Annotated in this window: 20 protein-coding genes; 10 read left to right on the top strand and 10 right to left on the bottom strand. The window is 68.3% G+C overall.

Translation table 11 applies throughout. The annotated features are described in order from the left end of the window. Positions 1–30 precede the first annotated feature (30 nt). The 4 genes from AC5Y39_RS07515 to AC5Y39_RS07530 all read right to left on the bottom strand — a co-directional run bounded on the left by AC5Y39_RS07515 (position 31) and on the right by AC5Y39_RS07530 (position 4,413). Positions 31–1,467, bottom strand: coding sequence for a GuaB1 family IMP dehydrogenase-related protein (locus AC5Y39_RS07515; protein WP_500016816.1), 1,437 nt, complete (start codon positions 1,465–1,467; stop codon positions 31–33). A 108-nt stretch (positions 1,468–1,575) separates the two neighbouring features. Further along, positions 1,576–3,024 (bottom strand): NADP-dependent phosphogluconate dehydrogenase, encoded by a 1,449-nt coding sequence (gene gnd, locus AC5Y39_RS07520; protein ID WP_500016814.1) that lies wholly within the window; start codon positions 3,022–3,024, stop codon positions 1,576–1,578. A gap of 43 nt (positions 3,025–3,067) precedes the next feature. After that, complete coding sequence (locus AC5Y39_RS07525; protein ID WP_500016812.1) at positions 3,068–3,988, bottom strand: M48 family metalloprotease; 921 nt, start codon at positions 3,986–3,988, stop codon at positions 3,068–3,070. A gap of 14 nt (positions 3,989–4,002) precedes the next feature. Continuing rightward, entirely contained in the window at positions 4,003–4,413 is a 411-nt protein-coding gene (locus tag AC5Y39_RS07530; protein WP_500016810.1) for a BlaI/MecI/CopY family transcriptional regulator, read from the bottom strand. A 160-nt stretch (positions 4,414–4,573) separates the two neighbouring features. Between AC5Y39_RS07530 and AC5Y39_RS07535 the strand changes: the two genes are divergently transcribed. Continuing rightward, positions 4,574–5,293: an iron reductase gene (locus AC5Y39_RS07535; protein ID WP_500016808.1), complete on the top strand. Its 720-nt coding sequence runs from the start codon at positions 4,574–4,576 to the stop codon at positions 5,291–5,293. 122 nt (positions 5,294–5,415) lie between these two features. Next, on the top strand, positions 5,416–5,826 hold the full coding sequence (locus AC5Y39_RS07540; protein ID WP_500016806.1) for a PaaI family thioesterase: 411 nt from the start codon (positions 5,416–5,418) through the stop codon (positions 5,824–5,826). Here AC5Y39_RS07540 and AC5Y39_RS07545 read toward each other — a convergent pair. The 3 genes from AC5Y39_RS07545 to AC5Y39_RS07555 all read right to left on the bottom strand — a co-directional run bounded on the left by AC5Y39_RS07545 (position 5,823) and on the right by AC5Y39_RS07555 (position 8,930). Next, the gene (locus AC5Y39_RS07545; protein ID WP_500016805.1) at positions 5,823–7,199 is read right to left on the bottom strand and encodes an NAD(P)/FAD-dependent oxidoreductase; all 1,377 of its coding nucleotides are present in this window, start codon (positions 7,197–7,199) and stop codon (positions 5,823–5,825) included. The two genes, AC5Y39_RS07540 and AC5Y39_RS07545, sit on opposite strands and share 4 nt — an antisense overlap. Positions 7,200–7,311: 112 nt before the next feature. Continuing rightward, on the bottom strand, positions 7,312–8,226 hold the full coding sequence (locus AC5Y39_RS07550; RefSeq protein WP_500016803.1) for an LLM class F420-dependent oxidoreductase: 915 nt from the start codon (positions 8,224–8,226) through the stop codon (positions 7,312–7,314). A 29-nt stretch (positions 8,227–8,255) separates the two neighbouring features. Further along, positions 8,256–8,930: an SDR family oxidoreductase gene (locus AC5Y39_RS07555; RefSeq protein ID WP_500016801.1), complete on the bottom strand. Its 675-nt coding sequence runs from the start codon at positions 8,928–8,930 to the stop codon at positions 8,256–8,258. Between the two features lie 104 nt (positions 8,931–9,034). On the opposite strand from AC5Y39_RS07555, the gene AC5Y39_RS07560 reads away from it, so the two are divergent. The 6 genes from AC5Y39_RS07560 (at position 9,035) to AC5Y39_RS07585 (ending at position 18,125) form a co-directional block, all read left to right on the top strand. Beyond that, a complete protein-coding gene (locus AC5Y39_RS07560; protein ID WP_500016799.1) occupies positions 9,035–9,832 on the top strand; it encodes an ABC transporter permease in 798 nt (265 codons plus the stop codon). Then, complete coding sequence (locus AC5Y39_RS07565; RefSeq protein ID WP_500016797.1) at positions 9,829–10,902, top strand: sulfate/molybdate ABC transporter ATP-binding protein; 1,074 nt, start codon at positions 9,829–9,831, stop codon at positions 10,900–10,902. The genes AC5Y39_RS07560 and AC5Y39_RS07565 overlap by 4 nt, the downstream gene beginning before the upstream one ends. 63 nt (positions 10,903–10,965) lie before the next feature. Continuing rightward, complete coding sequence (locus tag AC5Y39_RS07570) at positions 10,966–12,030, top strand: APA family fibronectin-binding glycoprotein (RefSeq protein WP_500016795.1); 1,065 nt, start codon at positions 10,966–10,968, stop codon at positions 12,028–12,030. Positions 12,031–12,169: 139 nt separating this feature from the next. After that, positions 12,170–16,219 (top strand): bifunctional nitrate reductase/sulfite reductase flavoprotein subunit alpha, encoded by a 4,050-nt coding sequence (locus AC5Y39_RS07575; protein ID WP_500016793.1) that lies wholly within the window; start codon positions 12,170–12,172, stop codon positions 16,217–16,219. A gap of 35 nt (positions 16,220–16,254) precedes the next feature. Beyond that, complete coding sequence (locus tag AC5Y39_RS07580; protein WP_500016791.1) at positions 16,255–17,274, top strand: zinc-binding alcohol dehydrogenase family protein; 1,020 nt, start codon at positions 16,255–16,257, stop codon at positions 17,272–17,274. Between the two features lie 74 nt (positions 17,275–17,348). Then, entirely contained in the window at positions 17,349–18,125 is a 777-nt protein-coding gene (locus tag AC5Y39_RS07585) for a GAF and ANTAR domain-containing protein (RefSeq protein ID WP_500016789.1), read from the top strand. A 12-nt stretch (positions 18,126–18,137) separates the two neighbouring features. Here AC5Y39_RS07585 and AC5Y39_RS07590 read toward each other — a convergent pair whose 3' ends face one another. After that, complete coding sequence (locus tag AC5Y39_RS07590) at positions 18,138–18,896, bottom strand: CPBP family intramembrane glutamic endopeptidase (protein WP_500016787.1); 759 nt, start codon at positions 18,894–18,896, stop codon at positions 18,138–18,140. A 64-nt stretch (positions 18,897–18,960) separates the two neighbouring features. Further along, the gene (locus AC5Y39_RS07595) at positions 18,961–21,324 is read right to left on the bottom strand and encodes a phosphoketolase family protein (RefSeq protein WP_500016785.1); all 2,364 of its coding nucleotides are present in this window, start codon (positions 21,322–21,324) and stop codon (positions 18,961–18,963) included. Between the two features lie 80 nt (positions 21,325–21,404). Here AC5Y39_RS07595 and AC5Y39_RS07600 point away from each other — a divergent pair, with 80 nt between their 5' ends. Together AC5Y39_RS07600 and AC5Y39_RS07605 are read left to right on the top strand one after the other, a co-directional pair. After that, complete coding sequence (locus tag AC5Y39_RS07600; RefSeq protein ID WP_500016784.1) at positions 21,405–23,735, top strand: CaiB/BaiF CoA-transferase family protein; 2,331 nt, start codon at positions 21,405–21,407, stop codon at positions 23,733–23,735. Further along, a complete protein-coding gene (locus AC5Y39_RS07605) occupies positions 23,735–25,210 on the top strand; it encodes an acetyl-CoA acetyltransferase (protein ID WP_500016782.1) in 1,476 nt (491 codons plus the stop codon). The genes AC5Y39_RS07600 and AC5Y39_RS07605 overlap by 1 nt, the downstream gene beginning before the upstream one ends. On the opposite strand, the gene AC5Y39_RS07610 is transcribed toward AC5Y39_RS07605, so the two are convergent. Next, positions 25,211–25,762 (bottom strand): hypothetical protein, encoded by a 552-nt coding sequence (locus AC5Y39_RS07610; RefSeq protein WP_500016780.1) that lies wholly within the window; start codon positions 25,760–25,762, stop codon positions 25,211–25,213. Positions 25,763–25,774 lie beyond the last annotated feature (12 nt).

Genomic DNA, 25,774 nt, shown 5'->3' on the forward strand with positions numbered 1-25,774 from the left:
CAAGGCGCCGAAAGCGGGCGAGGGGAGCTGCTACCAGCCCATCGGCAGCGGGTGGCCTTCGGCGAAGCCGGCCGCCGACTGCACGCCGACGACGGCCAGCTCGTGCAGTTCGGCGATGGTCGACGCACCGACGTAGGTACAGGTGCTGCGCACCCCGGAGGTGATGTGGTCGAGCAGGTCCTCGACACCGCCGCGGTCAGGATCGAGGCCCATCTTCGACGTCGAGATGCCCTCCTCGAACAGCGCCTTGCGGGCTCGCTCGTAGGCGCTGTCCGCGGTGGTGCGCGCGGCCACCGCACGCTTGGACGCCATGCCGTAGCTCTCCTTGTACGGCCGGTTGTCTCGGTCGTGCAGCAGATCGCCCGGGGACTCGTAGGTGCCGGCGAACCATGATCCGATCATCACGTTCGACGCGCCCGCCGCCAGCGCCAGCGCGACGTCACGAGGATGACGCACTCCGCCGTCGGCCCACACGTAACCGCCCATTTGCGTTGCGGCAGTGGCACATTCGAGCACTGCGGAGAACTGCGGCCGGCCCACCCCGGTCATCATGCGGGTGGTGCACATCGCGCCGGGTCCCACCCCGACCTTGACGATCGTCGCTCCCGCACCCAGTAGCTCGCGGGTGCCCTCGGCCGACACGACGTTGCCGGCCGCCACCGGCACGCCCAGGTCCAGCGACGCCACCGCCTTGACTGCGTCGATCATCCGGGTCTGGTGGCCGTGGGCGGTGTCGATCACGAGCAGGTCCACACCGGCCTCCACGAGCGCGGTGGCCTTCGCGCCGACATCACCGTTGATCCCGATCGCCGCACCGACCCGCAGCCGGCCGGCAGCGTCGACCGTCGGGGTGTAGATACCCGCCCGCAGCGCACCCCTGCGGGTCAGCACACCGGCGAGCGTGCCGTCGGGGTCGGTGAGCACCGCCACGTCGATCTGGGCGTGCTCGAGCATGTCGAACACCTGGCGCGGGTCAGTGTGCGCGGGCGCGGTGACGAAGTCGGCGACCAGCACGTCGCGCACTCGGGTGAACCGGTCGACACCGGCGCACACGGCGTCGGTGACCAACCCTATTGGGCGGCCTTCGAACACGACGACCGCGGCGCCGTGCGCGCGCTTGTGGATCAGCGCGCATGCGTCGGACACCGAGTCGTCCGGCTCGAGGGTGACCGGGGTGTCGGCGACCAGATCCCGGCTCTTGACGAATTCCACGGTGTGCGCAACCGCGGTGATCGGCAGATCCTGCGGGAGCACCACGATGCCGCCGCGACGGGCCACGGTCTCGGCCATTCGGCGGCCGGCCACCGCGGTCATGTTCGCCACCACCACCGGGATCGTGGTGCCCGATCCGTCGACCGTCGACAAGTCGACGTCGAACCGCGACGCGACGTCCGAGCGGTTCGGAACGATGAAGACGTCGTCGTAGGTCAGGTCGTACGAGGGCGGGTGGCCCTCCACAAAGCGCATGTCGCCGAGTTTAGTGACGCAGCCGCCCTCGCCGAGCAGACGCGGAATCGCACGCAGCGAGAGCAGGTAACGCGATTCCGCGTCTGCTCGCGCGCGGCCAGCGGTGCGCTAGGCCTCGACCTCGCTGCGGTCGCCGCTCCACAGGGTGTGGAACTTGCGGCCGCGGTCGGCGTCGATCCGCTCGTAGGTGTGCGCGCCGAAGAAGTCGCGCTGGGCTTGGGTGAGCGCGGCAGGCAGGCGCTCGGTGCGCAGCGCGTCGTAGTACGACAGCGCCGACGCGAACCCCGGCACCGGGATGCCCAACTGTGTGGCGGTGCCGACGACGCGGCGCCAGCTGTCGATGCCCGCCTCGACCGCGCTGCGGAAATACGGTGCGGCGATCAGCGTAGGAAGATCGGGGTCCTCGTCGAACGCCTCTTTGATCCGATTGAGGAATTTGGCGCGGATGATGCAGCCGCCGCGCCAGATCGTGGCCAGATCGCCCGGGGCGATGTTCCAGTTGTATTCCGCGCTGCCGGCCTGGATCTGGTTGAAGCCCTGGGCGTAGGCCACGATCTTCGACGCGTAAAGCGCCTGACGCACGTCTTCGGTGAATTTGCTTGCATCACTTGGTTTTTGACCTAGCTCGCCGGAGGCCAGTCCGACCGTCGCGGTGCGCTGGGCAACCGAGCCGGACAGCGCGCGGGCGAACACGGCTTCGGCGATGCCGGTGACCGGCACACCTAGGTCCAGCGCGGACTTGACCGTCCAGCGCCCGGTGCCTTTCTGCTCTGCCTCGTCGCGGATGACGTCCACCAGTGGGGCGCCGGTCTTGGCGTCGGTCTGGCGCAGCACCTCGGCGGTGATCTCGATCAGATAGCTATCGAGGTCGCCGGTGTTCCATTCGGCGAACACGTCGGCGATCTGCGGCGCGGAGTAGCCCAAACCGTCGCGCAGCAGCTGGTACGCCTCGCCAATCAGCTGCATGTCGGAGTATTCGATGCCGTTGTGCACCATCTTCACGAAGTGGCCGGAGCCGTCGGGCCCGATGTGGGTGCAGCACGGCACCCCGTCGACGTGCGCGGAGATCTCCTCCAGCAGCGGGCCCAACGACTTGTACGACTCGGCCGGGCCGCCCGGCATGATCGCCGGTCCGTTCAGCGCGCCCTCTTCGCCGCCCGAGATGCCCGCACCGACGAAATGCAGACCCCGCTGCCGCAGCGCCTTCTCGCGGCGGATGGTGTCGGTGTAGAGCGCGTTGCCGCCGTCGATGATGATGTCGCCTTCCTCCATCACCTCGGCCAGCTCGTTGATCACCGCGTCCGTCGGATCGCCGGCCTTGACCATGACCAGCACCCGCCGCGGCTTCTCAAGAGCTGCAACGAATTCCGCCATCGTCTCGGTGCGGACGAATTTTCCTTCCGAGCCGTGCTGGGCCAGCAGCGCGTCGGTCTTGGCGATCGACCGGTTGTGCAGTGCGACGGTGTAGCCGTGGCGGGCGAAGTTGCGAGCGATGTTGGAACCCATGACAGCCAGCCCGGTGACGCCGATCTGAGCGGTGGGGTCTGCTTGCGGCATAGGTAGCCCTTTCGTGTGTTCGGTTGTGGCGCTGGGATTTTCGCTATGCGACGAAGAGCCGGTGCAATTCGGTCAGCCATGGCACGGCCAGCGCGACAGTCGGCACGACCAGGATGGCGGCAGCGGCCAGGTAGGCAGCCGCGGACAGCACCACGCTGTTGCCGCGGCCGCAGAGCCGGCGCACCCGCACCACGGTGCTCGGACCGCCGGCGGCCAGCGCACCCGACGGCGTCGGACCGGCCGCGCACGCCACCAGCGCGCGGGCCAGCGGTGTAGGCCCAGCCGCGCGCACCGCGGCGTCGTCGGCAAGCATCTCGACCAGCAGCCGTACCGCGTCCAGCGCCCGGGCGCTGCGAACGAGCCGGGGAAACGCTGCGTGCACCGCAGTGAACATCTCCAGCACCAGGTCGTGCCGGGCCCGCAGATGCGCGCGTTCGTGGCGCAGGATCGCGGTGATCTCCTTGTCGCTCAACGTGTTCAACGCACCCTTGCTGAGCACGACGCGACTGCGCACACCCGGCAGGCAGTAGGCCATCGGCGCCGAAACGTCGAGGATGCGCAGGTGGCCCGCGCGCGTGGCGCCCAGCAGGTCGACAAGCATGCGGTGGTGAGCGCGCCTGCGCCGGGTGGCGATGGCGACCTGCAGCACCGCGATGACGAGCCGCGCACCGATTAGCAGCGTGACCGCGAACACCGCGAGGTACGTCAGGCCCAGCGGCAGGCCGAGCGCGCTGATCTCAGTGGAGAGTGTGGCGGTGGGCCGACCGTCCATGCCGGGAACAAACAGCCGGCTGGCGATGGCGATGCCCGCGCTGAACGCGGACAGCACCGCGGCCGCCGCGATCGACTGCCACAACACGACCGCGGCCCGTGGGGCACGCATCGGCCAGGAGGCCCTGGCCAGCATCTCCGGTACGGGGCCGGCGAGGGTCAGCGCAAGAAGGACGAAGGCCAGCGCGGACACCCGCTAAGTCTCTCTCAGCCGGAGTCCGGGCTGTCACCGGGTGCCGCATGCTTGGCCTCGAGTTCGGCCAGTGCACGACGCAGCGCGGCGGCTTCGTCGGCGCCGACGCGTTCCACGAAGTGCACCAGCGCGGCCTCGCGGCTTCCCGAGTCGGCGGCCTGGTCGAGCGCGTCGACCATCAGGCCTGCCACCAACTCGTCGCGGCCCCTGGTGGGGGCATAGCGGTGCGCGCGGTCGTCGCGGTGCTGGACGACGAGGTTCTTCTTCGCCAGCCGCTGCAGCACGGTCATGATCGTGGTGTAGGCGAGGTCCCGCTCGGCGGACAGTGCCTCGTGCACTTGGCGGACGGTCTGGGGCCCGGGCGCCGCCCACAGATAATCCATGACCGCGCGTTCGAGATCACCCAACCGAGTCAACTTGGCCATGGTTGCTTTGCTCCTCGCATCCGCAGACGGCACATCTCCTGCGGCAATAACGCAAGCCTACTCCTGGCTTACTACTGAGTGTCGTATGTGACCGATCACAGTCTGTATTGACGCCGACCGACCCATTGTGGTTAGGCTAGCCTAACTCAAGGAGGAACGCATGACGGTCCTGGTCGACGATCCGTTGATCGCGGCGATGACGACGGTCCGCCCGTTGCCGTTGCACGAATCGAGCCGGCGGCTGCGCGAGCTGAACCCGATGTGCCCGCGGATGTACGGGGTGGCCGCGATGGCCGATGTCGGCCGGCGGCGGTGGTGGCCGTTGGCCGCGGCGTTGACCAGCGATCGGCTGTACACGATGTTCGCCGCCGCAGCCCGCGAGATGGACAATCGGGCCGCCGCGTCGCAATTGGCCTCCGCGCTGGCCTACACCGTGGTGGGCCGCGTGGTGGCGCTGGTGATCCTGGAGGCGCGGGCGTGGGACCCGGGCCTGGAGAACCTGTGGGTGCATTTCGACTCCGAAGGCGAGATCGACTGGGCGGGGGTCGTCGACCCCACCTTGCGCGTCGTCGCCGACGACCCTGTGGACGGAGAGCGCGTGGTGCGGCTGCCGAGCCAGGCGGCGCTGGCGACCTGGACCGCGCATCGCTGCCACCGCGCGCTTTCGCCGCTCTTCCGGCACGTGCACGCGGTCAGCTGCGGCGCGCTGCCGGTGGCCACGATGTGGGGCATGGTCGGTTCAGCCGTGGTGACCGCAGGCGCGCAGATTCCTCAACTGGCCGGCACCTGCGGCGAGACCGGGATGCGCCGCGCACAGTCGGTGCTCGACGCATTCACCAGCTTCGGCCTCCCGGTGCGCAACGCACCACGCATCAGCTAATGGACCGCGTGGAGTGCTGAGGGCTGCAGCGACTCCCGGTCCATCCTGAACGGGGCCCCGCCGTCGATCTGACGCGGGGCCCCGTCTCATCTTCAGCGCTGGAGCCGTGTAGACACTTTTGTGTGTCCACGACGCAATCACTGGAGTTCGGTAAAGGATTCGACAGCGAAATCGGCTTGACGTATCTGGACGTCACTCCCGACGAAGGCCGCGCGCGCCTCGACATCACCGACAAACTGCTTCAGCCGTGGGGCATCGTCCACGGTGGCGTCTACTGCGCGATCGTCGAAAGCCTGTCCAGCGTCTGCGGTCACGTGTGGCTGTCCGAAAACGGCGGCGGCACGGTCGTCGGCGTCAACAACAACACCGACTTCCTGCGGGCGATCGGCGGCGGCTCGGTGGAGGCGGTGGCCACCCCGATCCATCGGGGCCGCCGTCAGCAACTGTGGCAGGTCACCATCACAGATGAGAAGGACCGCGTGGTGGCGCGAGGCCAGGTGCGCCTGCAGAACCTCGCTGACGTCCAGCGCTAGCTGGCCGCCTCGCTCTGCACTGTCGCAGCGATCTCCTCGAGCTGCTCGATCCGGGTGCGCGCGAATGCCTGCTGCTCGGTGATGGTCAGCTGGCCGCGGTTGCGGCCGATGAACGTGACGGTCCACGACAGCAGCGTGGTGATCTTCGTCTTGAACCCGACCAGATACACCAAGTGCAACACCAGCCAGGCCAGCCACGCGATGACGCCGCCGAATTCGAGCGGGCCGATCTTGGCCACCGCGCTGTAGCGCGACACCGTCGCCATCGAGCCCTTGTCGAAGTACTGGAACGGCTCGCGCTGTGTGGGATCGGCGCCCTTGAGTTCTGACTTGATGCAGTTGGCCGCGTACTTGGCACCCTGGATCGCGCCCTGAGCCATGCCCGGCACCCCTTCGACGGCGGCCATGTCGCCGATCACGAACACGTTCGGGTGACCCGGAATGGTCAAGTCGGGCAACACCTTGACGCGTCCGGCGCGGTCGAGTTCGACGGTCGTCTGGTCCGCCAGCTGCTTTCCCAGCGGGCTGGCCGAGACGCCGGCCGACCACACCTTGCACGCCGACTCGATACGACGGGTGGTGCCGTCGGAATCCTTGACCGTCAAGCCGTTTCGGTCGACGTTGGTGACCATCGCGTTCAGCTGAATTTCGACGCCCATCTTCTCCAGCCGCTCGGCCGCCTTGCGCCCCAGCTTCTCACCCATCGGCGGCAGCACTGCAGGCGCGGCGTCGAGAAGGATGACCCGGGCCTTCGTCGAGTCGATGTTGCGGAACGTGCCCTTGAGCGTGTGGTCGGCCAATTCGGCGATCTGCCCGGCCATTTCGACACCGGTCGGGCCGGCGCCGACGACGGTGAACGTCAGCAGCTTGTCGCGCCGCGCCGGATCGCTCGAGCGCTCCGCCTGTTCGAACGCCGACAGAATCCGCGCCCGCAGCTCCAGCGCGTCGTCGATGGTCTTCATACCGGGTGCGAACTCGGCGAAATGGTCGTTGCCGAAATAGGATTGGCCCGCTCCGGCCGCGATCACCAGCGTGTCGTACGGCGTGACGTAGGTGTGGCCGAGCAGCTCGGAGGTCACCTTGCGGTTGGCCACGTCGATCGCGGTGACATCACCGAGAAGCACCTGAGCATTCTTCTGCCGCCGCAGGATCACGCGGGTGGCAGGAGCGATCTCGCCTTCGGAGATGATGCCGGTGGCAACCTGATACAGCAGCGGCTGGAACAGGTGGTGGGTGGTGCGGGCGATCATCTTGATGTCGACGTCGGCGCGCTTGAGCGCTTTGGTCACGGTGAGCCCACCGAAGCCGGACCCGATCACGACGACCTGATGCCGACGTCTCGGTTCGGCCGTGGCCGGGGACTGCGCGCTCATGGTGGCTCCTCGACAGGCGGGGATCTGCGGACTAGCTCCACGGTAGTCGGACCACACTGCACAGTCGCGAGGTGTACCCAGTGGCATTCGCCACCGCGGCGCTTTGCTGCCGTCAGCTCACCAGCGGCTTGAGCGCCTCGCCCAGCTTCGCGACGACGCCGGGGGAGTAGACCGCCAGGTTGACGATCACGCCGGTCAGACCGGCGTCGAGCACCTTGGTCTTGATCTGCTCCGCGATCGAGTCGACGCTGCCGACCACCATGCGCTGACTCATCTCCGGTGGGACTTGGTCGGCCGACGCGTTGTCGTCGACCAGCGCGGTCACCAGCATGCTGGTCTCCAGCGTCGCCGGGTCGCGGCCGACCTCGTCGCAGCGCTGCTCGAGCGCGGCCAGCTTGCCCGGCAACTCGTCGAACCCACCGATGATGTTGAGGTGGTCGAAATGCTGGGCGGCCAACCGGAATGTCTTCTTCTTGCCCCGGCCGCCGATCAACAGCGGAATCCGTTCGCGCAGGCGGGGATTCGCGAAGGCGTCCTTGGTGTGGTACCACGTGCCGTCGAACGTCGACCGTTCGCCTTTGATCATCGGCACAATGATCTGCAGGGCCTCTTCGAGCCGGTTGAACCGATCGGTGAAGGTGCCGAACTCGAAACCCAGGCTTTCGTGCTCGAGCTCGAACCAGCCGGTGCCGATGCCCAGCACCGCGCGGCCGGCGCTGATGACGTCCAGCGTGGTGATGATCTTGGCGAGCAGCGTGGGGTTGCGGTACGTGTTGCCGGTGACGAGCGTGCCGAGTTGGACGTTGTCGGTCGCGGTCGCGAGGGCGCCGAGGGCGGTGTACGCCTCCAGCATGGGCTGGTCGGGACTGCCGAGCATCGGCAGTTGGTAGAAGTGGTCCATGAGCATCACCGCGTCGAAACCGCTCTGGTCCGCTTCTTGCGCCTGACGGATCACCGTCGGGAACAACTCCGAGACCGGTGTGCCGTACGAAAAGTTGGGAATCTGGTAGCCGAGTCGAATCGTCACGGATTCGACAGTAACCTCGCGCGGCGGGATCAGCCCCAGTGCGCGAACGCCCCGTGGCTGGCGTGCAGCGTCTGGCCGGTGATGTGACGCGCGGCAGGCGTCGTCAAAAACAAAGCGACACGGGCAATTTCGCTGTCCGCACTGGCCGGCACCCCGGTCGATAGACCGTCATAACCGGCCTGGGCGCCGCGACCGGACGCCACGGTGTTGATCGTGATGCCGCGGGTTCCGAAGAACTCGGCCTGGCCAGCCGTCCAGTCGGACAGCGCCGCCTTGACGGCCGCCTCTGGGGTGCCCTCGCGAGGACTGCCGGCGACCACGTTGACGATCGACCCGCCCGAACGCAGATGGTCGCCGATCGCGCTGACCATGAGCACGGCCGCAAGGACGGTGGCGTCGAGGTTGTTGCGCCATGCGGCTGCACGCTCGGTCAGCGAGTAGGTGCGCGGGTCACCCGGGTCGAACGGAGGGGCGGGCACGTTGACGATCGTGTCGAGATGGTGGGGCAGCAGCGGCACGGCCTCGGCGAGGCTGGCCGGGTCGGTGCAGTCGCACACCACGGCGTCGACGTCGAGTTCCTTGGCGGCCACTTCGAGCTCGTCGCGGCGAGCGCCGGTGATGACCACTTGGTGCCCGGCGTCGCGGAAACCTTCGGCGACCGTCCGGCCCAGGTCGGTGTCGCCGCCGGTGACAAGCACCTCCATCGCAAGCCTCCTGTCGGCGGAATGGTGTTCGGACCGATGTTACTGGACGGTAGCTAGCGGCTGCAGTCAGGCGCGCCGGGTTGCAACTGTCTAGGGTCTGATTCGTGACCCGGCCGGTCGGGCTGCCGCGATGGCTCTACATTCCCGCAGTCGCAGGCGTGGTATTCGTCGGCCTCCCGCTGGTTGCGATGGCCGTCAAGGTGGACTGGCCGAACTTCGCCGGGCTGATCGGCAGCGCGCCGTCGCGCACCGCGCTGCTGCTGAGCCTGCGCACGGCCGTCGCCAGCACCGCGTTGTGCCTGGTGCTGGGCGTGCCGATGGCGCTGGTGCTGGCCCGCAGCGAAGGCCGGCTGGTGCGGCTGGTGCGGCCGCTGATCTTGTTGCCGCTGGTGCTTCCGCCGGTGGTGGGCGGCATCGCGCTGCTGTATGCGTTCGGCCGGCTCGGACTGCTCGGCCGCTATCTCGACGCGGCCGGTGTCCACATTGCGTTCAGTACGACCGCGGTGGTGCTGGCCCAGACGTTCGTGTCGCTGCCGTTTCTGGTGATCGCGCTGGAAGGTGCGGCGCGCAGCGCGGGCGGGCGGTACGAGGACGTGGCCGCGACGCTCGGGGCACGGCCCACGACGGTGTGGTGGCGGGTGACGCTGCCGCTCTTGGCGCCCGGGCTGGTGTCCGGGGCGGTGCTCGCGTTCGCGCGGTCCCTGGGTGAGTTCGGCGCGACGCTGACGTTCGCCGGCTCGCGTCCTGGAGTGACGCGAACCCTGCCGCTCGAGATCTATCTGCAACGCGAGGCCGACGCCGACTCGGCTGTGGCGCTGTCGATGCTGCTCGTCGGGGTGGCGGCGGTGGTGGTGGTCGCGGTCGGCGCACGCCAACTGCGCGCGGGGGAGCCGTACCGATGACCGGGGTAACCGTGCAGGCGCGGGTCGCGCGGCGGGACGTGGATGTGACGTTCGAGGTGGCGGCCGGTGAGGTGGTCGCGCTGATCGGCCCCAACGGCGCCGGCAAGTCGACCGTGCTGCATGTGATCGCCGGACTGCTGCGCCCAGACACCGGCTACGTGGCCTCGGGCGGACGCGTGCTCACCGACACCGCATCATGTGCGTTCGTGCCCGCCCACGCCCGCCGCATCAGCATGCTGCTGCAGGATGCGCTGCTGTTTCCGCACCTGTCTGTTCTCGACAACGTCGCCTTCGGACCGCGCACACGTCGACGCGGACGTCCGGCGGCGCGCCGGGCGGCCCGGCAATGGCTTTCTCAGGTCGACGCCGCCACGCTTGCCGAGCGCGCGCCACGCGAACTGTCCGGCGGGCAGGCGCAGCGGGTGGCGCTGGCGCGGGCGCTGGCCGCGGAGCCGGACGTGCTGCTGCTCGACGAGCCGCTCGCCGGCCTGGACGTGGCTGCGGCCGCCGACGTCCGGGCGGTGCTGCGGTTGGTGCTGGCCCGCGACGGCCGGGCCGCGCTACTGGTCACCCACGACCTCGTCGACATCCTCACGCTTGCCGACCGGGTGCTAGTCATGGACGCAGGCCGCATCGTGGAGTCCGCCGACAGTGCGCACGTACTGGCCGCCCCGCGAAGCGGCTTCGCCGCGCGGATCGCCGGAGTGAACCTGGTCAACGGCACGGTCGGCGACGACGGTGCCCTGCGGGCCGCGGACGGCAGCCGCTGGTTCGCCGCCGCCCACTGGCTGCCCCCCGGCACCCGTGCCGTGGCGGTCTTTCGCCCGTCGTCGGTCGCGGTGTTCCGCGACACCCCACACGGCAGCCCACGCAACGCGGTGGCCGTGACAGTTGCGCAGCTGGAGGCGATCAGCGCCGGCGTCCGGGTGCGCGCCGCAGAACAGACAGACGGGGCGCCCGGCCTGGCGGCCGACGTGACGGCCGAGGCCGCAGCCGAGATGCGCCTGGTCGCCGGTGAGCGGGTCCAGTTCGCGGTCAAGGCTCACGAAGTGGCGATTCATCCTGCCTGAGAACTGGTTAATACTCCTCAGCACACACTTGCGTCACGGCGGTAACACGGTAATTTCGTCGTCATGAAAAAGCCGGAGGGGAAATCTCAACGTACGGGGCTTCGCAGGGTGCTGACCACGACGGCGATCGCCGGATCGATGGCCTTAACGCTGCCGATGGCGGCGGCCCACGCCGATCCGCCGCCACCGTCTCCTGACAATCCGTCACCGAGCGCGCAGGCCCCCGCTCCGGCACCGGGCGACCCGGGCGCGCAGGCCCCCGCGCCGGCGGAGCCGAATCCAGGCGCGCCTGCGCCTGCCGAACCAATCCCAGGCGCTCCCGCGCCGGCTCCTGGCGACCAGAATGCTCCGTCGCCGGGTGGGAACGCGCCGCCCGCGCCGGCCCCCGAGGCGAACCGCGTCGACGTGGCAGCCGGCGGCTTCAGCTACGTGCCGCCAGCAGGCTGGACCCCCGGAGACGCGTCGCGGATCAGCTACGGCCAGGCCGTGCTGCTGAAGACTCCGGCGCAGGGCCAGCCCGCTCCCACCGACACCAGCATCCTCCTCGGCAAGCTCGACCTGCGGCTGTTCGCGGGCGCCGAACAGGACAACCAGAAGGCCGCGATCCGGTTGGCCTCCGATATGGGCGAGTTCTACATGCCGTTCCCCGGCCAGCGGATCCACCAGGAGCAGATTCCGCTTGACGCCGCCGGTGTGCCCGGCTACGCCGCCTACTACGAGGTCGACTTCACCGATCCGAACAAGCCGAACGGCCAGATCTGGGCCGCGGCGCTGGGCAACGCCGCGCCGCGCCAAGGCACTCAATCAGCCCAGAACAACCGTTGGTTCGTGGTGTGGCTCGGCTCGGCCAACAACCCGATCGACAAGGCGGCCGCCAAGGCGCTGGCCGAGTCGATCCGGCCGTACACTCCACCGCCGGCAGCGCCCGCGCCCGCTGAGCCGGGCTCGCCGGCCACGCCGGGAACACCACCGGGGCCCAACGGCGCACAGCCCGGCGCCAATACGGCCCCGCCCGCCGGAAACCAAGCACCGCCTGCCGGAAACCAAGCACCGCCGGCGGGTCCGCAGGTCGGGGTGCCCGTGCCGGTGAACCCGGACCAGGCGCCGGGAATGCTGCCGCCGAGCTAAGTCGCAGTCCACGGGCTGGATTCCGACGTGCGCATAGCCGCCGTCTCACCGTGACCGGGCGGCGTCGGTGAGCAGCTAGCTACGTCGCGATTACCTCGCCGGAAACATTGGAAAACAGTGGCTCGCCACCATGGCGGCCATGGGCAGTCCCGCTCCTCGCGTCCTCGGCGAGGCCGATTCATCGCCGACGGTCACGCGCACTGCTTGCTCGTATTGCGGCGTCGGATGTGGGATGGAGGTGCACACCAGCCTCGACGCCGGCTCGAATCAGCGTGTGATCGCTCGGGTTTGCGGCGACAAGCTGCATCCGGCGAACTTCGGCAGGCTCTGCACGAAGGGCGCCACGCATGCCGAGGTGATGCGCGCCACCGAGACTCGGCTGACCACCGCAATGACGCGCAGCCGCCGCGACGCGGAGCCCGCTGCGATAACGCTGGACCAAGCGATCGCCGACGCCGCCATGCGGTTGCGCGCGATCATCGACGAGCATGGACCCGACGCCGTCGCGTTCTACGTCTCAGGTCAGATGTCGCTGGAGGCGCAGTATCTCGCGACGAAGCTGGCCAAGGGCTTCATCCGGACCGCATACATGGAGTCGAACTCGCGGCTGTGCATGGCCAGCGCGGGCACCGGCTACAAGCAGTCCCTGGGTGCCGACGGACCGCCCGGCTCCTACGACGATTTCGACAACGCCGACCTGTTCTTCGTCATCGGCTCCAACATGGCCGACTGCCATCCGATCCTGTTCCTGCGCATGGCCGAACGGCTCAACGCGGGCGCGAAACTCATCGTCGTCGATCCGCGCCGCACGGCCACGGCCGAACGCGCCGACCTCTTCCTTCAAATCCGGCCGGGTACAGATCTGGCGCTGCTCAACGGGATTCTGCACCTTCTTGTCGAAAACGGCGCCATAGACGCGGATTTCATCGCTGAGCACACCGAAGGCTGGGACGCGATGCCGGACTTCCTCGCCGACTATCCTCTTGAGCGGGTGGCCGCCGTCACCGGCGTTGCCGTCGACGATATCCGCAGGGCGGCAGAGATGATCGCCGCCGCAGGCGAGTGGATGAGCTGCTGGACGGTCGGGCTGAACCAGAGCACTCACGGCACCTGGAACACCAACGCGATCTGTAACTTGCATCTGGCCACCGGTGCGATCTGCCGGCCCGGCAGCGGGCCGTTCTCGCTTACCGGACAGCCGAATGCGATGGGTGGCCGCGAGATGGGCTACATGGGCCCGGGATTGCCGGGTCAGCGCTCCGTCTTGTCCGCAGCCGACCGCGCATTCGTCGAACAACGCTGGGGTCTGCCCGCTGACACGATCCGCGCCGATAGCAGTTCCGGAACGATCGACATGTTCGAGAGGATGGCGGCAGGGCAGATCAAGGCCTGCTGGATCATCGCCACCAACCCGGTCGCGTCGATCGCCAACCGCGACACCGTCATCGCGGGCCTGCAGGCTGCCGAGCTGGTGATCACCCAGGACGCCTACCGCGACACCGCCACCAACCGCTACGCCGACGTCATGCTGCCGGCGGCGCTGTGGGCGGAAGCCGATGCGGTGATGGTGAATTCCGAACGAACGATGACGCTGCTGCGACGGTCGGTGCCGCCCTGCGGTGATGCGAGACCCGACTGGCAGCTGATCTGCCTCATGGCTCAGGCGCTCGGATACGGGCACGCATTCGACTACGTGAGCAGCGAGCAGATTTTCGACGAAATCAGGCAATTCTCCAATCCCGGCACGGGTTACGACCTCCGCGGCGCCAGCTATCGCCGGCTCCAAAGCGGCCCGCTGCAATGGCCATGCCCGCCCGACGACGACAATCCGCGCCACCCGATTCGGTACCTCAACGACGGCATCAGCCAACCGCTACACGTCACCAAGGATGGCCGGCGCCCGCGGTTGGCGTTCCCCACCGCCAGCAGACGGGCAAGGTTCTTGCCGCGGCCGCACCTGGAGCCGGCTGAAATGCCCGACGACTCCTACCCTTTGGTGCTCAATACCGGCCGCGTGCAACACCAGTGGCACACGATGACCAAGACCGGCACGGTGGCGAAGCTGAACAAGCTGAATGGTGCACCGTTCGTCGAAGTGCATCCCGAGGACGCCGAGGCGCTCGGGATAGTCGACGGTGCGCCGACGGAGATTCGTTCCCGTCGCGGCAGGGCGGTGCTGCCCGCGGTCGTGACCGACCGGGTCAGGCGCGGCACGTGTTTCGCGCCGTTTCACTGGAACGACGAACAGGGTGAAAATCTCACGGTCAATGCCGTCACCAACGACGCCGTGGACCCCGATTCGCTGCAGCCCGAGTTCAAGGCATGCGCCGTCGCGTTGGCGCCGGTGGACGCGCCCCCTGCCGATATGCATCCGGTCGGCGTCACACTGGGACTCGACCGGGAGCCCCCGCCGGAGCTGACTGATCTCGAATCACATTATCTGGCAGGCTTTTTCAGCACACTGCCGCAGTCACTGCCGGAGGCGCCGGTGCTGCCGGAGTCAGCACCGGTGCGCCTGGTGGTGCGGGCGCGTGTCGACGGCATGCTCGCCGGCGCGTACCACACGCGAGGGCAGAAGGCGACTGCTCGTGGGCCGCTGGTGCTGTGGGCGTCGCAAACCGGCACCGCCGAGGTGGTCGCCGCGCAGCTGGCCCGGCGACTCGACAGCGCGGAACGACCCGCCCGGCTGGTGAACATGGACGACTGCCATCTCTCCGATTTGGCCGACACGACTGAATTACTCGTGGTGACAAGCACTTTCGGCGATGGCGGGCCACCCGACAACGGGGCTGACTTCTGGCACCGGCTCGGCGCCGCCGACGCGCCGTCCCTGGCGGGTCTGAAGTACGCCGTGCTGGGCATCGGCGACCGCGCATACGCCGACTTCTGCGGCCACGCCCGCTCCATCGACGCGCGGCTGGCCGACCTGGGCGCCACCCCGGTACTCGAACGCGCCGAGCTCGAGGCCCACGACGAGGAGCCGATGGCCCAGTGGGCCGAGCAAGTCACCACGCTGCTCGGGGCGCCGGTAGCCGAACCGAGCGCTCCGCCCCGCCCCGAAAGGCGCCCGGCCGAGCCGTTTTCGCGCGCCAGCCCGATTGCGGTACCCCTCAGCCGCAACGTCACTCTGACCTCGGTGGCGGCCGGAAAGGAAGTCCGCCAGCTCGGATTCGACATCTCCGAGCACGACGTCACCTACGCGGTGGGGGATTCACTCGGCGTTTATGCGTCGAACAGCGAGCAGACGGTGGCAAGGTGGCTGGCGGTCACCGGCCTCAGCGGCGACGAACCCGTCGTCGTCGACGGCGCGGAATGTGCCCTGCGCGAAGCCCTGACGTCGCACTACGACATCTGCCGGGTCACGCCCGGTCTGCTCACCTTCCTGGCCGAGCGGTCCATCGAGTCCAAGGCACTGAAGCGCTTGCGGGCCAACGCTTCTCAGTTCGAACGCTGGCTGGTGGGGCGCAATGCGATCGATCTTGTCGAGCAATTCCCGGTAGTCGCCGACGCCGAGCAGTGGCAGAGCGCGCTGGTCCGCTTGACCCCACGGTCGTATTCGATCTGCAGCAGTCCGCTGGTCGATCCGCACGAGGTGCAACTCACTGTGTCCGTGGTGCGCTACCGCGGGCCCGACGGCGTCGAACGCGGGGGAGTGTGCTCGACGTACCTTGCGGACCGCGCGAACGCGCCGGTCCCGATCTTCCTTCAGCACTCTCCGCACTTCCGGCCTCCCGAGGAGCCGGGCACGCCGATCATCATGATCGGCCCTGGCACGGGGATCGCGCCGTTCCGCGCGTTTCTGCACGAGCGGCGTGCGCTCGGAGATCGCGGCCGCAACTGGTTGTTCTTCGGTGATCGGCACGCCGCGCACAACTTCTACTACCGCGATGAACTTCTCGACATGTTCAGCGACGGATTCTTGAACCGGCTCGACCTGGCTTTCTCACGCGACCAAGCCGACCGGGTGTACGTCCAGCACCGCATGATCGAGAAAGGTGCCGAACTGTGGGCGTGGCTGCAGGACGGCGCGCACCTGTACGTCTGCGGAGACGCCACCCGAATGGCCAGAGACGTCGACGCCGCGCTGACGAAGATCGTCAAGACCCACGGCCGGCTGACCGACGAGCAAGCCCACGATTACAAACGCGAGCTGGTCGCCGCGAAGCGCTATCTGCGCGACGTGTACTGACGGCGCCCGCCGGTGAACCGCGCCACGATAGGACCATGGCGAGCAACGGCACGATGACGGCGTGGCGGGTGCAGCGACCCGGCCCGATGAACTCCCGGCCACTGGACCGGGTCAGCACCGAGATCCCACGTCCGGGTGACGACGAGCTGCTGGTGGCGGTCCGCGCGTGCGGGGTGTGCCGCACCGACCTGCACGTGGCCGAAGGGGACCTGCCGGTCCATCGACCCGGGGTCACGCCCGGTCACGAGGTGGTGGGCGAGGTGCTCGAGGTGGGACAGCAGGCCGGGCCGGAGTTCGCGGTCGGCGACCGGGTCGGCATTGCCTGGCTTCGACACACCTGCGGGGTCTGCCGCTATTGCGTGGGCGGACGCGAGAACCTCTGCCCGCAATCCCGCTACACCGGCTGGGACGCCGACGGCGGATACGCTGAATTCGCTACCGTCCCAGCGGCTTTCGCGCACCATCTCCCGACCGGCTACGACGATGCCGAACTGGCGCCGCTGTTGTGCGCGGGCATCATCGGCTACCGCTCGCTGCTGCGCGCGGAGGTACCGCCCGGCGGCCGGCTGGGGCTGTACGGGTTCGGTGGCAGCGCCCACATCACCGCGCAGGTGGCCTTGGCTCGAGGCATTGAAGTCCATGTGATGACCCGCGGCGCCGCCGCCCAGCAGCTGGCTCGTGCCCTGGGCGCGGCGTCCGTGCAGGGCGCGGCGGACCCGCCGCCGGTTGCGCTCGACTCGGCGATCCTGTTCGCGCCGGTCGGTGATCTCGTGCTGCCGGCGCTGGAGGCGCTGGACCGCGGCGGCACGCTGGCGGTGGCCGGCATCCACCTCAGCGACATCCCGAAGCTGTCCTATCAGCGCCACCTCTTCCAGGAGCGCCAGCTGCGCTCGGTGACGTCGAACACCCGTGCCGACGCCCGCGAGTTCCTGGCTTTCGCCCAACAGCACCGCATCGAGGTCAGCCACCCGACCTATCCACTCGATCAGGCCGACCGTGCGCTGACCGACCTGGCCGACGGCCGCATTGCCGGTGCGGCGGTGTTGTTGCCGTGACGTTCTGCCCACGATCGGGGTGTAGTACGCGATAATGCAGGGAACCCCTGCCTGATCGGGAAGGTGGCGGGAACATGAGCGAAACGAGAGATCGAGCGGCAGAATCCCGGGTCGAGATGGAGTTCGTCGGCTACGACTGCGGATTAGCCTCAGCGCGAACAGCGTCCACCGACCTTCACCGAGAGGTCGCAGCACTGGCCCGGCGGGTGCACGGGGAAACCAGGCCGCACTATGAGCCCGTCGTCGAAGAGTTCGCCGCCCTTGCCCCCAAGCACATCGACGGCGTGGCCGGTGCCGGCGCACTGCTGGCCCTCGGCAGAACGGGGTTGCGGACGGTTTCTCCCGCCGGCTGCACGGCGAACCTGATAGAGGAACTGCACAAGGATTTCGGCGGCCCTGCCGTCGACGCCAGTAACACCCAACGCCCGGTCCACGTCACTGACCTCACCGACGAGCCGCGCTGGCCCGAATTCACCCGCGCGGCGCTCGCGCAGACCGAGGTGCAGTCGCTTCTGTGCCTGCCGCTGTACACCCACATCCACAGCTGGGGTGCGCTGATCCTTTTCTCCGACGAGCCCAACCGGCTCGATGCCGACGCCGAAGAGGCCGGCCAGATCCTGGGCACTCATGTGGCGCTGACTCTCGACGCCGTGCACCACGACCGGCACTACCGGTCGGCGCTGGGCAGCCGCGACATCATCGGCCAGGCCAAGGGCTTGTTGATGGAGCGGTTCGACGTCGACGCCGTACAGGCGTTCGCGCTGCTCACTCGGTTGTCGGAAGAGTCGCGCCGGCCTGTGGTGGTGGTGGCCAAGGAGTTGCTCGAGACCAAGGTCGGCCGCAAAGCGTAGGCCGGACGTACGTCAGGTCGCCAGGTGCCACACCAGCGCCGCGGCCAGCGCACCGAGTCCGTTGAGTGACCAGTGCAATGCGATGGGCGCCAGCAGGCTGCCGCTGCGTCGGCGCAGCCAGGTGAAGACGAACCCGGCGACCGCGGTCGCGGCCACCGCCAGCACCACGCCGACGAGTTCGCCGACGATGCCGCCACCGAAGAGTCGGCTGAACCCGACATTGCCGCTGGTCAGTCCCAGCGACGTGGCGATGTGCCACAGCCCGAACAGCAGCGATCCGGCCGCCGCGACACCGCGAAAGCCCCATGCCCGGGTCAGCGCGCCGTCCAGCACCCCCCGAAACGCCAGCTCCTCCGGGATCACGGTCTGCAGCGGGATGACCACCATCGAGGCGATCAGCGCTCCCGACACGGTCGCGTAGCGGTCGTTCATGAACATCGGCCGGGTCCACGGCAGCGTCGCGCCGACCGCGATGACCGTGACCACCAGCGCCACCGCGGCGATTGCGTACGCCAGGCCGGTCTTCCAGTGCTCGCGCCCCAGTCCCAGCTCGTTCCAGCCCAAGCCGCGAGACCGCAGCAGCACCAGCAGGCCTACCGCGGCGGCGGGCACCGTCGCCACGCTCGCCCACGGCGTCGTGAAGTGTGCAATGAGATTGCTCGCCGTCAGCACCACCACGACGACCGCGATGTCGGAGTAGACATGCAGCCGGTTCAGGGCGGCCAGTTGCGCGGCGATCGGATGTGGATGAACTGGCGCGCTGACGGACATAGCGCCGTCGAGTCTAGCGATCTCGGCGCACTCGAGGTCGCTGAGCGACCGTGCGCGCGCCGAATCACCCACCCCACGTCCAATTCGCAATCGCGGGCGGGTCCTCGCCGTGTTCGCGGGTGTAGCGGCGCGCCGCCAGCCGCGCGTCAGCCATCGTCTGCCGCAGCAACGCAGCGCGGCTACCGAGACCGTCGCCCCGGTCGATCACATCCATCACCAGGTGGTAGCGGTCGATGTCGTTGAGCATGACCATGTCGAACGGCGTCGTAGTGGTGCCACGCTCCTTGAACCCCCGCACGTGGATCGACCGATGGTTGGTGCGGCGATAGGTCAGCCGATGGATCAGCCAGGCATAGCCGTGGTAGGCGAAGATCACGGGCCTGTCGGTGGTGAACAGACCGTCGAACTCGCGGTCGGACAAGCCGTGTGGATGTTCGGATTCCGGTTGCAGCCGCATCATGTCGACGACGTTGACCACCCGCACCTTCAGCTCGGGCAGCTCACGGCGCAGGATGTCGGCCGCGGCCAACGTCTCCAGCGTCGGGACGTCGCCGGCGCAGGCCAGCACCACGTCCGGGTCACCGGTTTCGTCGCCGCTGGCCCAGTCCCAGATGCCCAGGCCGCGCGCGCAGTGCGCGATCGCGGAGTCCATGTCGAGGTAGGCCAGCGCGGGCTGCTTGCCGGCGACCACCACGTTGACGTAGTCACGGCTGCGCAGGCAATGGTCGACCGTCGACAGCAGGCAGTTGCCGTCCGGCGGCAGGTAGACCCGCACCACCTCGGGCCGCTTGTTCATCACGTGGTCGATGAAGCCGGGATCCTGGTGCGACGCGCCGTTGTGGTCTTGGCGCCACACGTGCGACGTCAGCAGGTAGTTCAGCGACGCGATCGGTTGGCGCCACGGCAGTTCGCGGTTGCGGGTCAGCCACTTGATGTGCTGGTTGACCATGGAGTCGACGATGTGCACGAACGCCTCGTAGCAGTTGAAGAGCCCGTGCCGGCCGGTCAGCAGGTAGCCCTCCAGCCAGCCCTGGCAAAGGTGTTCGGACAGCACCTCCATCACCCGCCCCTCGGGGGACAGGTGATCGTCGCCCGGTTCGGTGTCGGCCATCCAGGCGCGCTCGGTCGCCTCGAAGACCGCCGACAGCCGGTTCGACGCCGTTTCGTCGGGACCCATCAATCGGAACCGGTCCGGGTTGCGGACGATCACGTCGCGCAGGAAGGTGCCGAGTACCCGGGTGGCCTCGTGCGTGACGGTGCCGGGCTTGTCGACGGCCACGGCGTACTGGGTGAAGTCGGGCAGGTCGAGGTCGCGCAGCAGCAGGCCACCATTGGCATGGGGGTTGGCGCTCATCCGCCGGTTGCCCTCTGGCGCCAGCGCCCGCAGTTCCGGGCGCAGGGCGCCGTCGTCGTCGAACAACTCCTCGGGCCGATAGCTGAGCAACCACTCCGCGAGCTGCTTGCGGTGCTTCGGATTCGTGTGGGTCTCGGCAAGCGGGACCTGATGCGACCGCCAGGTGCCCTCAACCTGCTTGCCGTCCACCTCCGCGGGTCCCGTCCAGCCCTTGGGGGTGCGCAGCACGATCATCGGCCAGAGCGGCCGGCCCGCCTCGTTGTCCAGCCGGGCCGCGCGCTGGATCGCCGCTATTTCGTCGAACGCCTCGTCGAAAGCGATCGCCAGCTGCTGGTGCACGATCGCCGGATCGTCGCCGGCGACGACGATCGGCCGGTAGCCGTAGCCGCGCATCAGCGCGTCGAGCTCGTCGGCTGAAATGCGCGCCAGCACTGTGGGATTGGCGATCTTGTATCCGTTGAGATGCAGTATGGGCAGTACCGCGCCGTCGGTGACCGGGTTGAGAAACTTGTTCGAATGCCAGCTGGCGGCCAGCGGCCCGGTTTCGGCTTCGCCGTCGCCGATGACGCACGCCACCACCAGGTCCGGGTTGTCGAATGCGGCACCGTAGGCATGCACCAGCGCATAACCGAGCTCGCCGCCCTCGTGGATAGAGCCCGGCGTCTCGGCCGCCACGTGACTCGGGATGCCGCCGGGAAAAGAGAACTGGCGGAACAGCTTTCGTAGTCCGTGGGTGTTCTCTTCGATGCCGGAGTACACCTCGCTGTACGTGCCTTCCAGGTAAGCGTTCGCCACCAGTCCGGGTCCACCGTGCCCGGGGCCCGCGATGTAGATGACGTCTAGGTCGCGGGACTTGATGACGCGGTTGAGGTGCGCGTAGATCAGGTTCAGCCCGGGGGTGGTGCCCCAGTGGCCCAGCAACCGTGGTTTCACGTGCGCTTCGGACAGCGGCTCGGCCAGCAGTGGATTGTCCAGCAGGTAAATCTGACCCACTGACAGATAGTTCGCGGCGCGCCAGTAGGCGTTGATCAGATCGAGGTCGACGGGAGACAGCGGCGGGCTCGGTGAGGTCACGACCTCAGAGGTACCCGAATCGGGTTACATTACGCTGACCCCGTGCCGGGAGCCGTGTTACCAGTTGTCGTGAGCCCGGCATGAGCGCTGCGGATCTGCCGCTCGCCGGGGTGCGGGTGCTCGACGTCGCGGCTGGTGAGGGGGAGGCGGTCACACGCCTGCTCGCCGATCTGGGCGCCGACGTGCTCAAGATAGAACCGCCCGGCGGCAGCCCCTCGCGCCGAGCGCGGCCCACGGTGGCCGGTGTCTCGATCCCGTTTGCGATGCGCAACGCAAACAAGCGCAGCGCGGTGCTCGATCCCGCCGTCGTCGCGAACCGGCGGCGGTTCGCCGAACTCGTTGCGGACGCCGACATCCTCGTCGACGACGGGATCCCGGGACAGGCCGCGGCATTCGGTGCCGGCTGCGAAGAACTGACCCAGCAGTTCCCGCATCTGGTCGGGCTGTCGGTGACTGATTTCGGCATTTCCGGGCCGTATGCATCGTGGCGCGCCACCGATGCGGTGCTCTACGCGATGTCCACGGCGCTGTCGCGCTCTGGGCCGCCAGCCGGGACGCCGGTGTTACCGCCCGACGGCATCGCATCGGCTACCGCGGCGGCGCAGGCGGCATGGGCCACACTGGCTGCTTACTACCACAAACTACGTTGCGGCACAGGCGATTACATCGACTTCTCGCGCTTCGAGGCAGTGGTGCAGGCGCTCGACCCGCCGTTCGGCACGATGGGCCAGGGTGCGCTGGCGCAGCGCACGGCTGGCTGGCGCGGCCGCCCGCGCAACCAGGACGTGTATCCCACGTTCGCGTGCGCCGACGGGTTCGTCCGGATCTGCGTGATGTCACCGCGCCAGTGGCGCGCCATGCGGTCGTGGCTCGGCGAGCCTCCGCAGTTCGCCGACCCCAAGTTCGACACCCTTGGGGCACGGTTCGCGGCCACCCGTGAGATCAACGCGCTGATCGCGCAGTTGTTCGCCGATCAGACGATGGACGACCTCGTCACAGCGGGTCAGCGGTTCGGTGTCCCGATCGCGCCGGTGCTGACACCCGCGCAGGCCCTGTGCTCAAAGCACTTTCGAGCCGCCGGCGCGCTGACGGCACTAGAGGTCGCCGACGGTGTGCACGTGGCTGCGCCGGTCGGACCGTTTGTTGTCGACGGCCGGCGCGCGGGGCTGCGGCACGCCGCTCCCGCGGCCGGTGCGGACGATCCCGCATGGCACTCGCCGCGTGTCGCATTGGCGACAACCGGCGCCGGCGTGCGTCCATTCGACGGATTGCGCATCCTCGATCTCGGCATCATCGTCGCCGGGGGAGAACTGGGCCGGCTGTTCGCCGACCTTGGCGCTGAGGTGCTGAAGGTGGAAAGCGCCGCCTACCCGGATGGGCTGCGGCAGACCAGAGCCGGTCAGCCGATGAGCGAGGCGTTTGCGTGGGCCCATCGCAACGAGTATGGGCTCGGGCTGGACCTGCGCACACCCGACGGCAAGGAGCTGTTCGAGCGCCTGGTGGCCGGTGCCGATGCGGTGTTCGCCAACTTCAAGCCGGGAACTCTTGATTCGCTTGGCTTTTCGTACGACAGGCTGCTCGAGATCAATCCGCGGATCGTCCTGGCCGAGAGCAGCGCGTTCGGTGACACCGGGCCGTGGAGCACCCAGAAGGGCTACGGCCCGTTGGTGCGGGCGGCCACCGGAGTGAGCTGGCTGTGGGCCACGCACGGCGATGTGCCGTCGTTCTTCGACGCGGTCACCGTGTTTCCCGATCACGTCGTCGCGCGGATCGTTGCGGTGGCCGCGCTCGCCGCGCTGATCCGCCGCGACCGCACGAAAGCGCCTGCGCACGTGCATATTTCGCAAGCCGAGGCTGCGGTCAACCAACTCGACATCACCTATGTCGCCGACGAGGCCCGCACTGCCGGACAGCCGGTGTGCGATGACCAGACAGCGCACGGCGTGTATCCCTGCGCCGGGGACGACGAGTGGTGTGTGATCTCGATCCGCAACGATGCCGACCGGCATCAGCTCACCAGCGCGATAGGCTGCGCTGGCTGTGCCTCGCTGGAGAGTGAAATAGCCAGGTGGACAAGCACTCTCGACAAGACGGATGTCGCCCGGATATTGCAGCAGGCCGGCGTGCCCGCCGCGCCGATGAACCGTCCCGGTGACGTCCTCGCCGATCCCGCGATCCGGCACCGCAAATTGTTGACCGACATGGTTCATCCGCTGTTCGACGCAGCGCTGCCGGCCGAAGCGTGGCCCGCGCCGTACCGGCACATCCCGCCCGCCGAGCTGCGACCGGCGCCGTTGCCCGGCGAGCACACGCGTGAGGTGTGCCAGAAGTTGCTCGGCCTCGAGGCCACCCAGATAGACAAGCTGATTGCCGACGGTGTGCTCTTCACGTCACACGGAAAGGTGCCCTGATGCCAGTCGATCCGCGAACTCCCGTGCTGATCGGGTCGGGACAGATCAACCACTACGACGAGGGCGAGACACCCGACCCCGTCGGTCTGATCGCGCTGGCCGCCCGCAAGGCGGCCGACGCCCGCGTGCTGGAGGCCGTCGACGCCATCCGCCTTGTCAGGATGTTGTCCTGGCGCTATCGCGACCCCGGCCTGTTGCTTGGCGAGCAGATCGGTGCCACCGGTTTCGCATCGCAATACAGTGGCGTCGGCGGCAATGTGCCGCAGTCACTGGTCAACCAGGCATGTCTGGACATCCAGCGCGGAGCGGCCGACGTCGTCCTGATCGGTGGCGCCGAACGGTGGCGTACCAGAACCCGACTGCGCAACGCCGGCCAGAAGCCCGACTGGCCGCAGCAGGACGAGACGGTGCCGGCCGCACCCGGCGGTGAGGACGACGTCGCACTGGCCGGCCCGGCGGAAATCCGCATCGAGCTGGTCCAGCCCGCCAACGTGTACCCGCTGTTCGAACAGGCGTTGCGCATCGCCGCGGGAGAGCCGTCGGACGAGCACCGGCGCCGCATCGGCGAGTTGTGGGCGCAGTTCAGCGCTGTCGCGCAACACAATCCCAACGCCTGGAACCGCAGAAGATTCGACGCAGACGAGATCTGGCAGCCGGGACCCGAGAACCGGATGATCAGCTGGCCGTACACGAAGCTGATGAACTCCAACAACATGGTCGACCAGGCGGCGGTGATCCTGCTGGCTTCTGCCGAAGCCGCGTCTCGACTCAAGATCCCGTCGGAGCGCTGGGTGTTTCCCTACGCGGGAACCGATTCTCACGACACCTACGCACTCGGCGAAAGGGCCGACCTGCACCGCTGCCCGGCCATCAGGATCGCGGGGCGTCGCGCTATGGAACTCGCCGGATGCGGCATCGGCGACCTCCAATTCGTCGACGTCTATTCGTGTTTCCCGTCCGCCGTGCAGGTCGCAGCAACGGAGTTGGGTCTGCCCCTGGCCGACCCCCAGCGGCCGCTGACCGTCACAGGCGGGCTCACCTTCGCCGGGGGGCCGTGGAACAACTACGTGACCCACTCGATCGGCACGATGGCCGAGCGGCTCGTCGAAACGCCCGGCAGCCTCGGGTTGATCACCGCCAACGGCGGCTATCTGACCAAGCACAGCATCGGGATCTACGGCAGCAAACCGCCCGCCACTGAATTCCGTTGGGAGGACGTGCAATCCGAGGTCGACCGGGAGCCCACACGCACAGCGCTGGAGGAGTACGACGGCGTGGGCACGGTGGAATCGTGGACGGCTCCATTCGACCGTGACGGAAAGCCGCAGAAGACGTTTTTGGCCGTGCGGACCCCCGGTGACGCGCGCACGCTGGCGGTGATGACCTCACCGTCGGATGTGGCGGCCTCGATCAGCGAGGACATCGCGGGCGCGAAGGTCCAGGTTCAAACCGACGGCACCGCAACGCTGATCTGATCAGCCCGGCACCGGGGTGTAGTGCGGCGAGTAATCGGTCGAGGAGAACGTGAAGCCTTTCTTCGTGCTCTCGCTCTGACATGACACCCCGGCCTCTTGCACGTTGCAGCGAAACCCTGCCGCCGCCAATGTCTTTCCGAAATCCAATACCGGCGCCTTGCCGGACTTCTCGGCGAACCCCGGACGCTCGAGCCAGGTGAATCCCGGTTCATCGTCGTCGCCGACCGCAACCGCATTGGGCGCGACGGTGTCGCCGTCGCTGGTGGTGATCGTGGCGGGCGCGCCGGCGACGCCCAGGGCTTGGCCGCCGAATGCCTGACAACCCGCTCGCGAATGCGGCATGATCGCGCAGCTCCACTTCCCGCTCGGGGTGGTGAAGTAGTAGCCAGTGGGGCCGTCCGTCGTCACGTAGTAGTCAGATGCGTCAACCAGATTCGGGTCGCCCGAGGGGAGGGGCGGCGTGGTGCTGGTCGGCGTGCGCTGCGGCGGCTCTCCCGTGTCTACAACCGTGGCGTCGGCGCAGCCGACGGCCAGCAGGCCTGTGATGGCCATCAGACACCAGCG

Source organism: Mycobacterium sp. NGS39, from assembly GCF_059812765.1.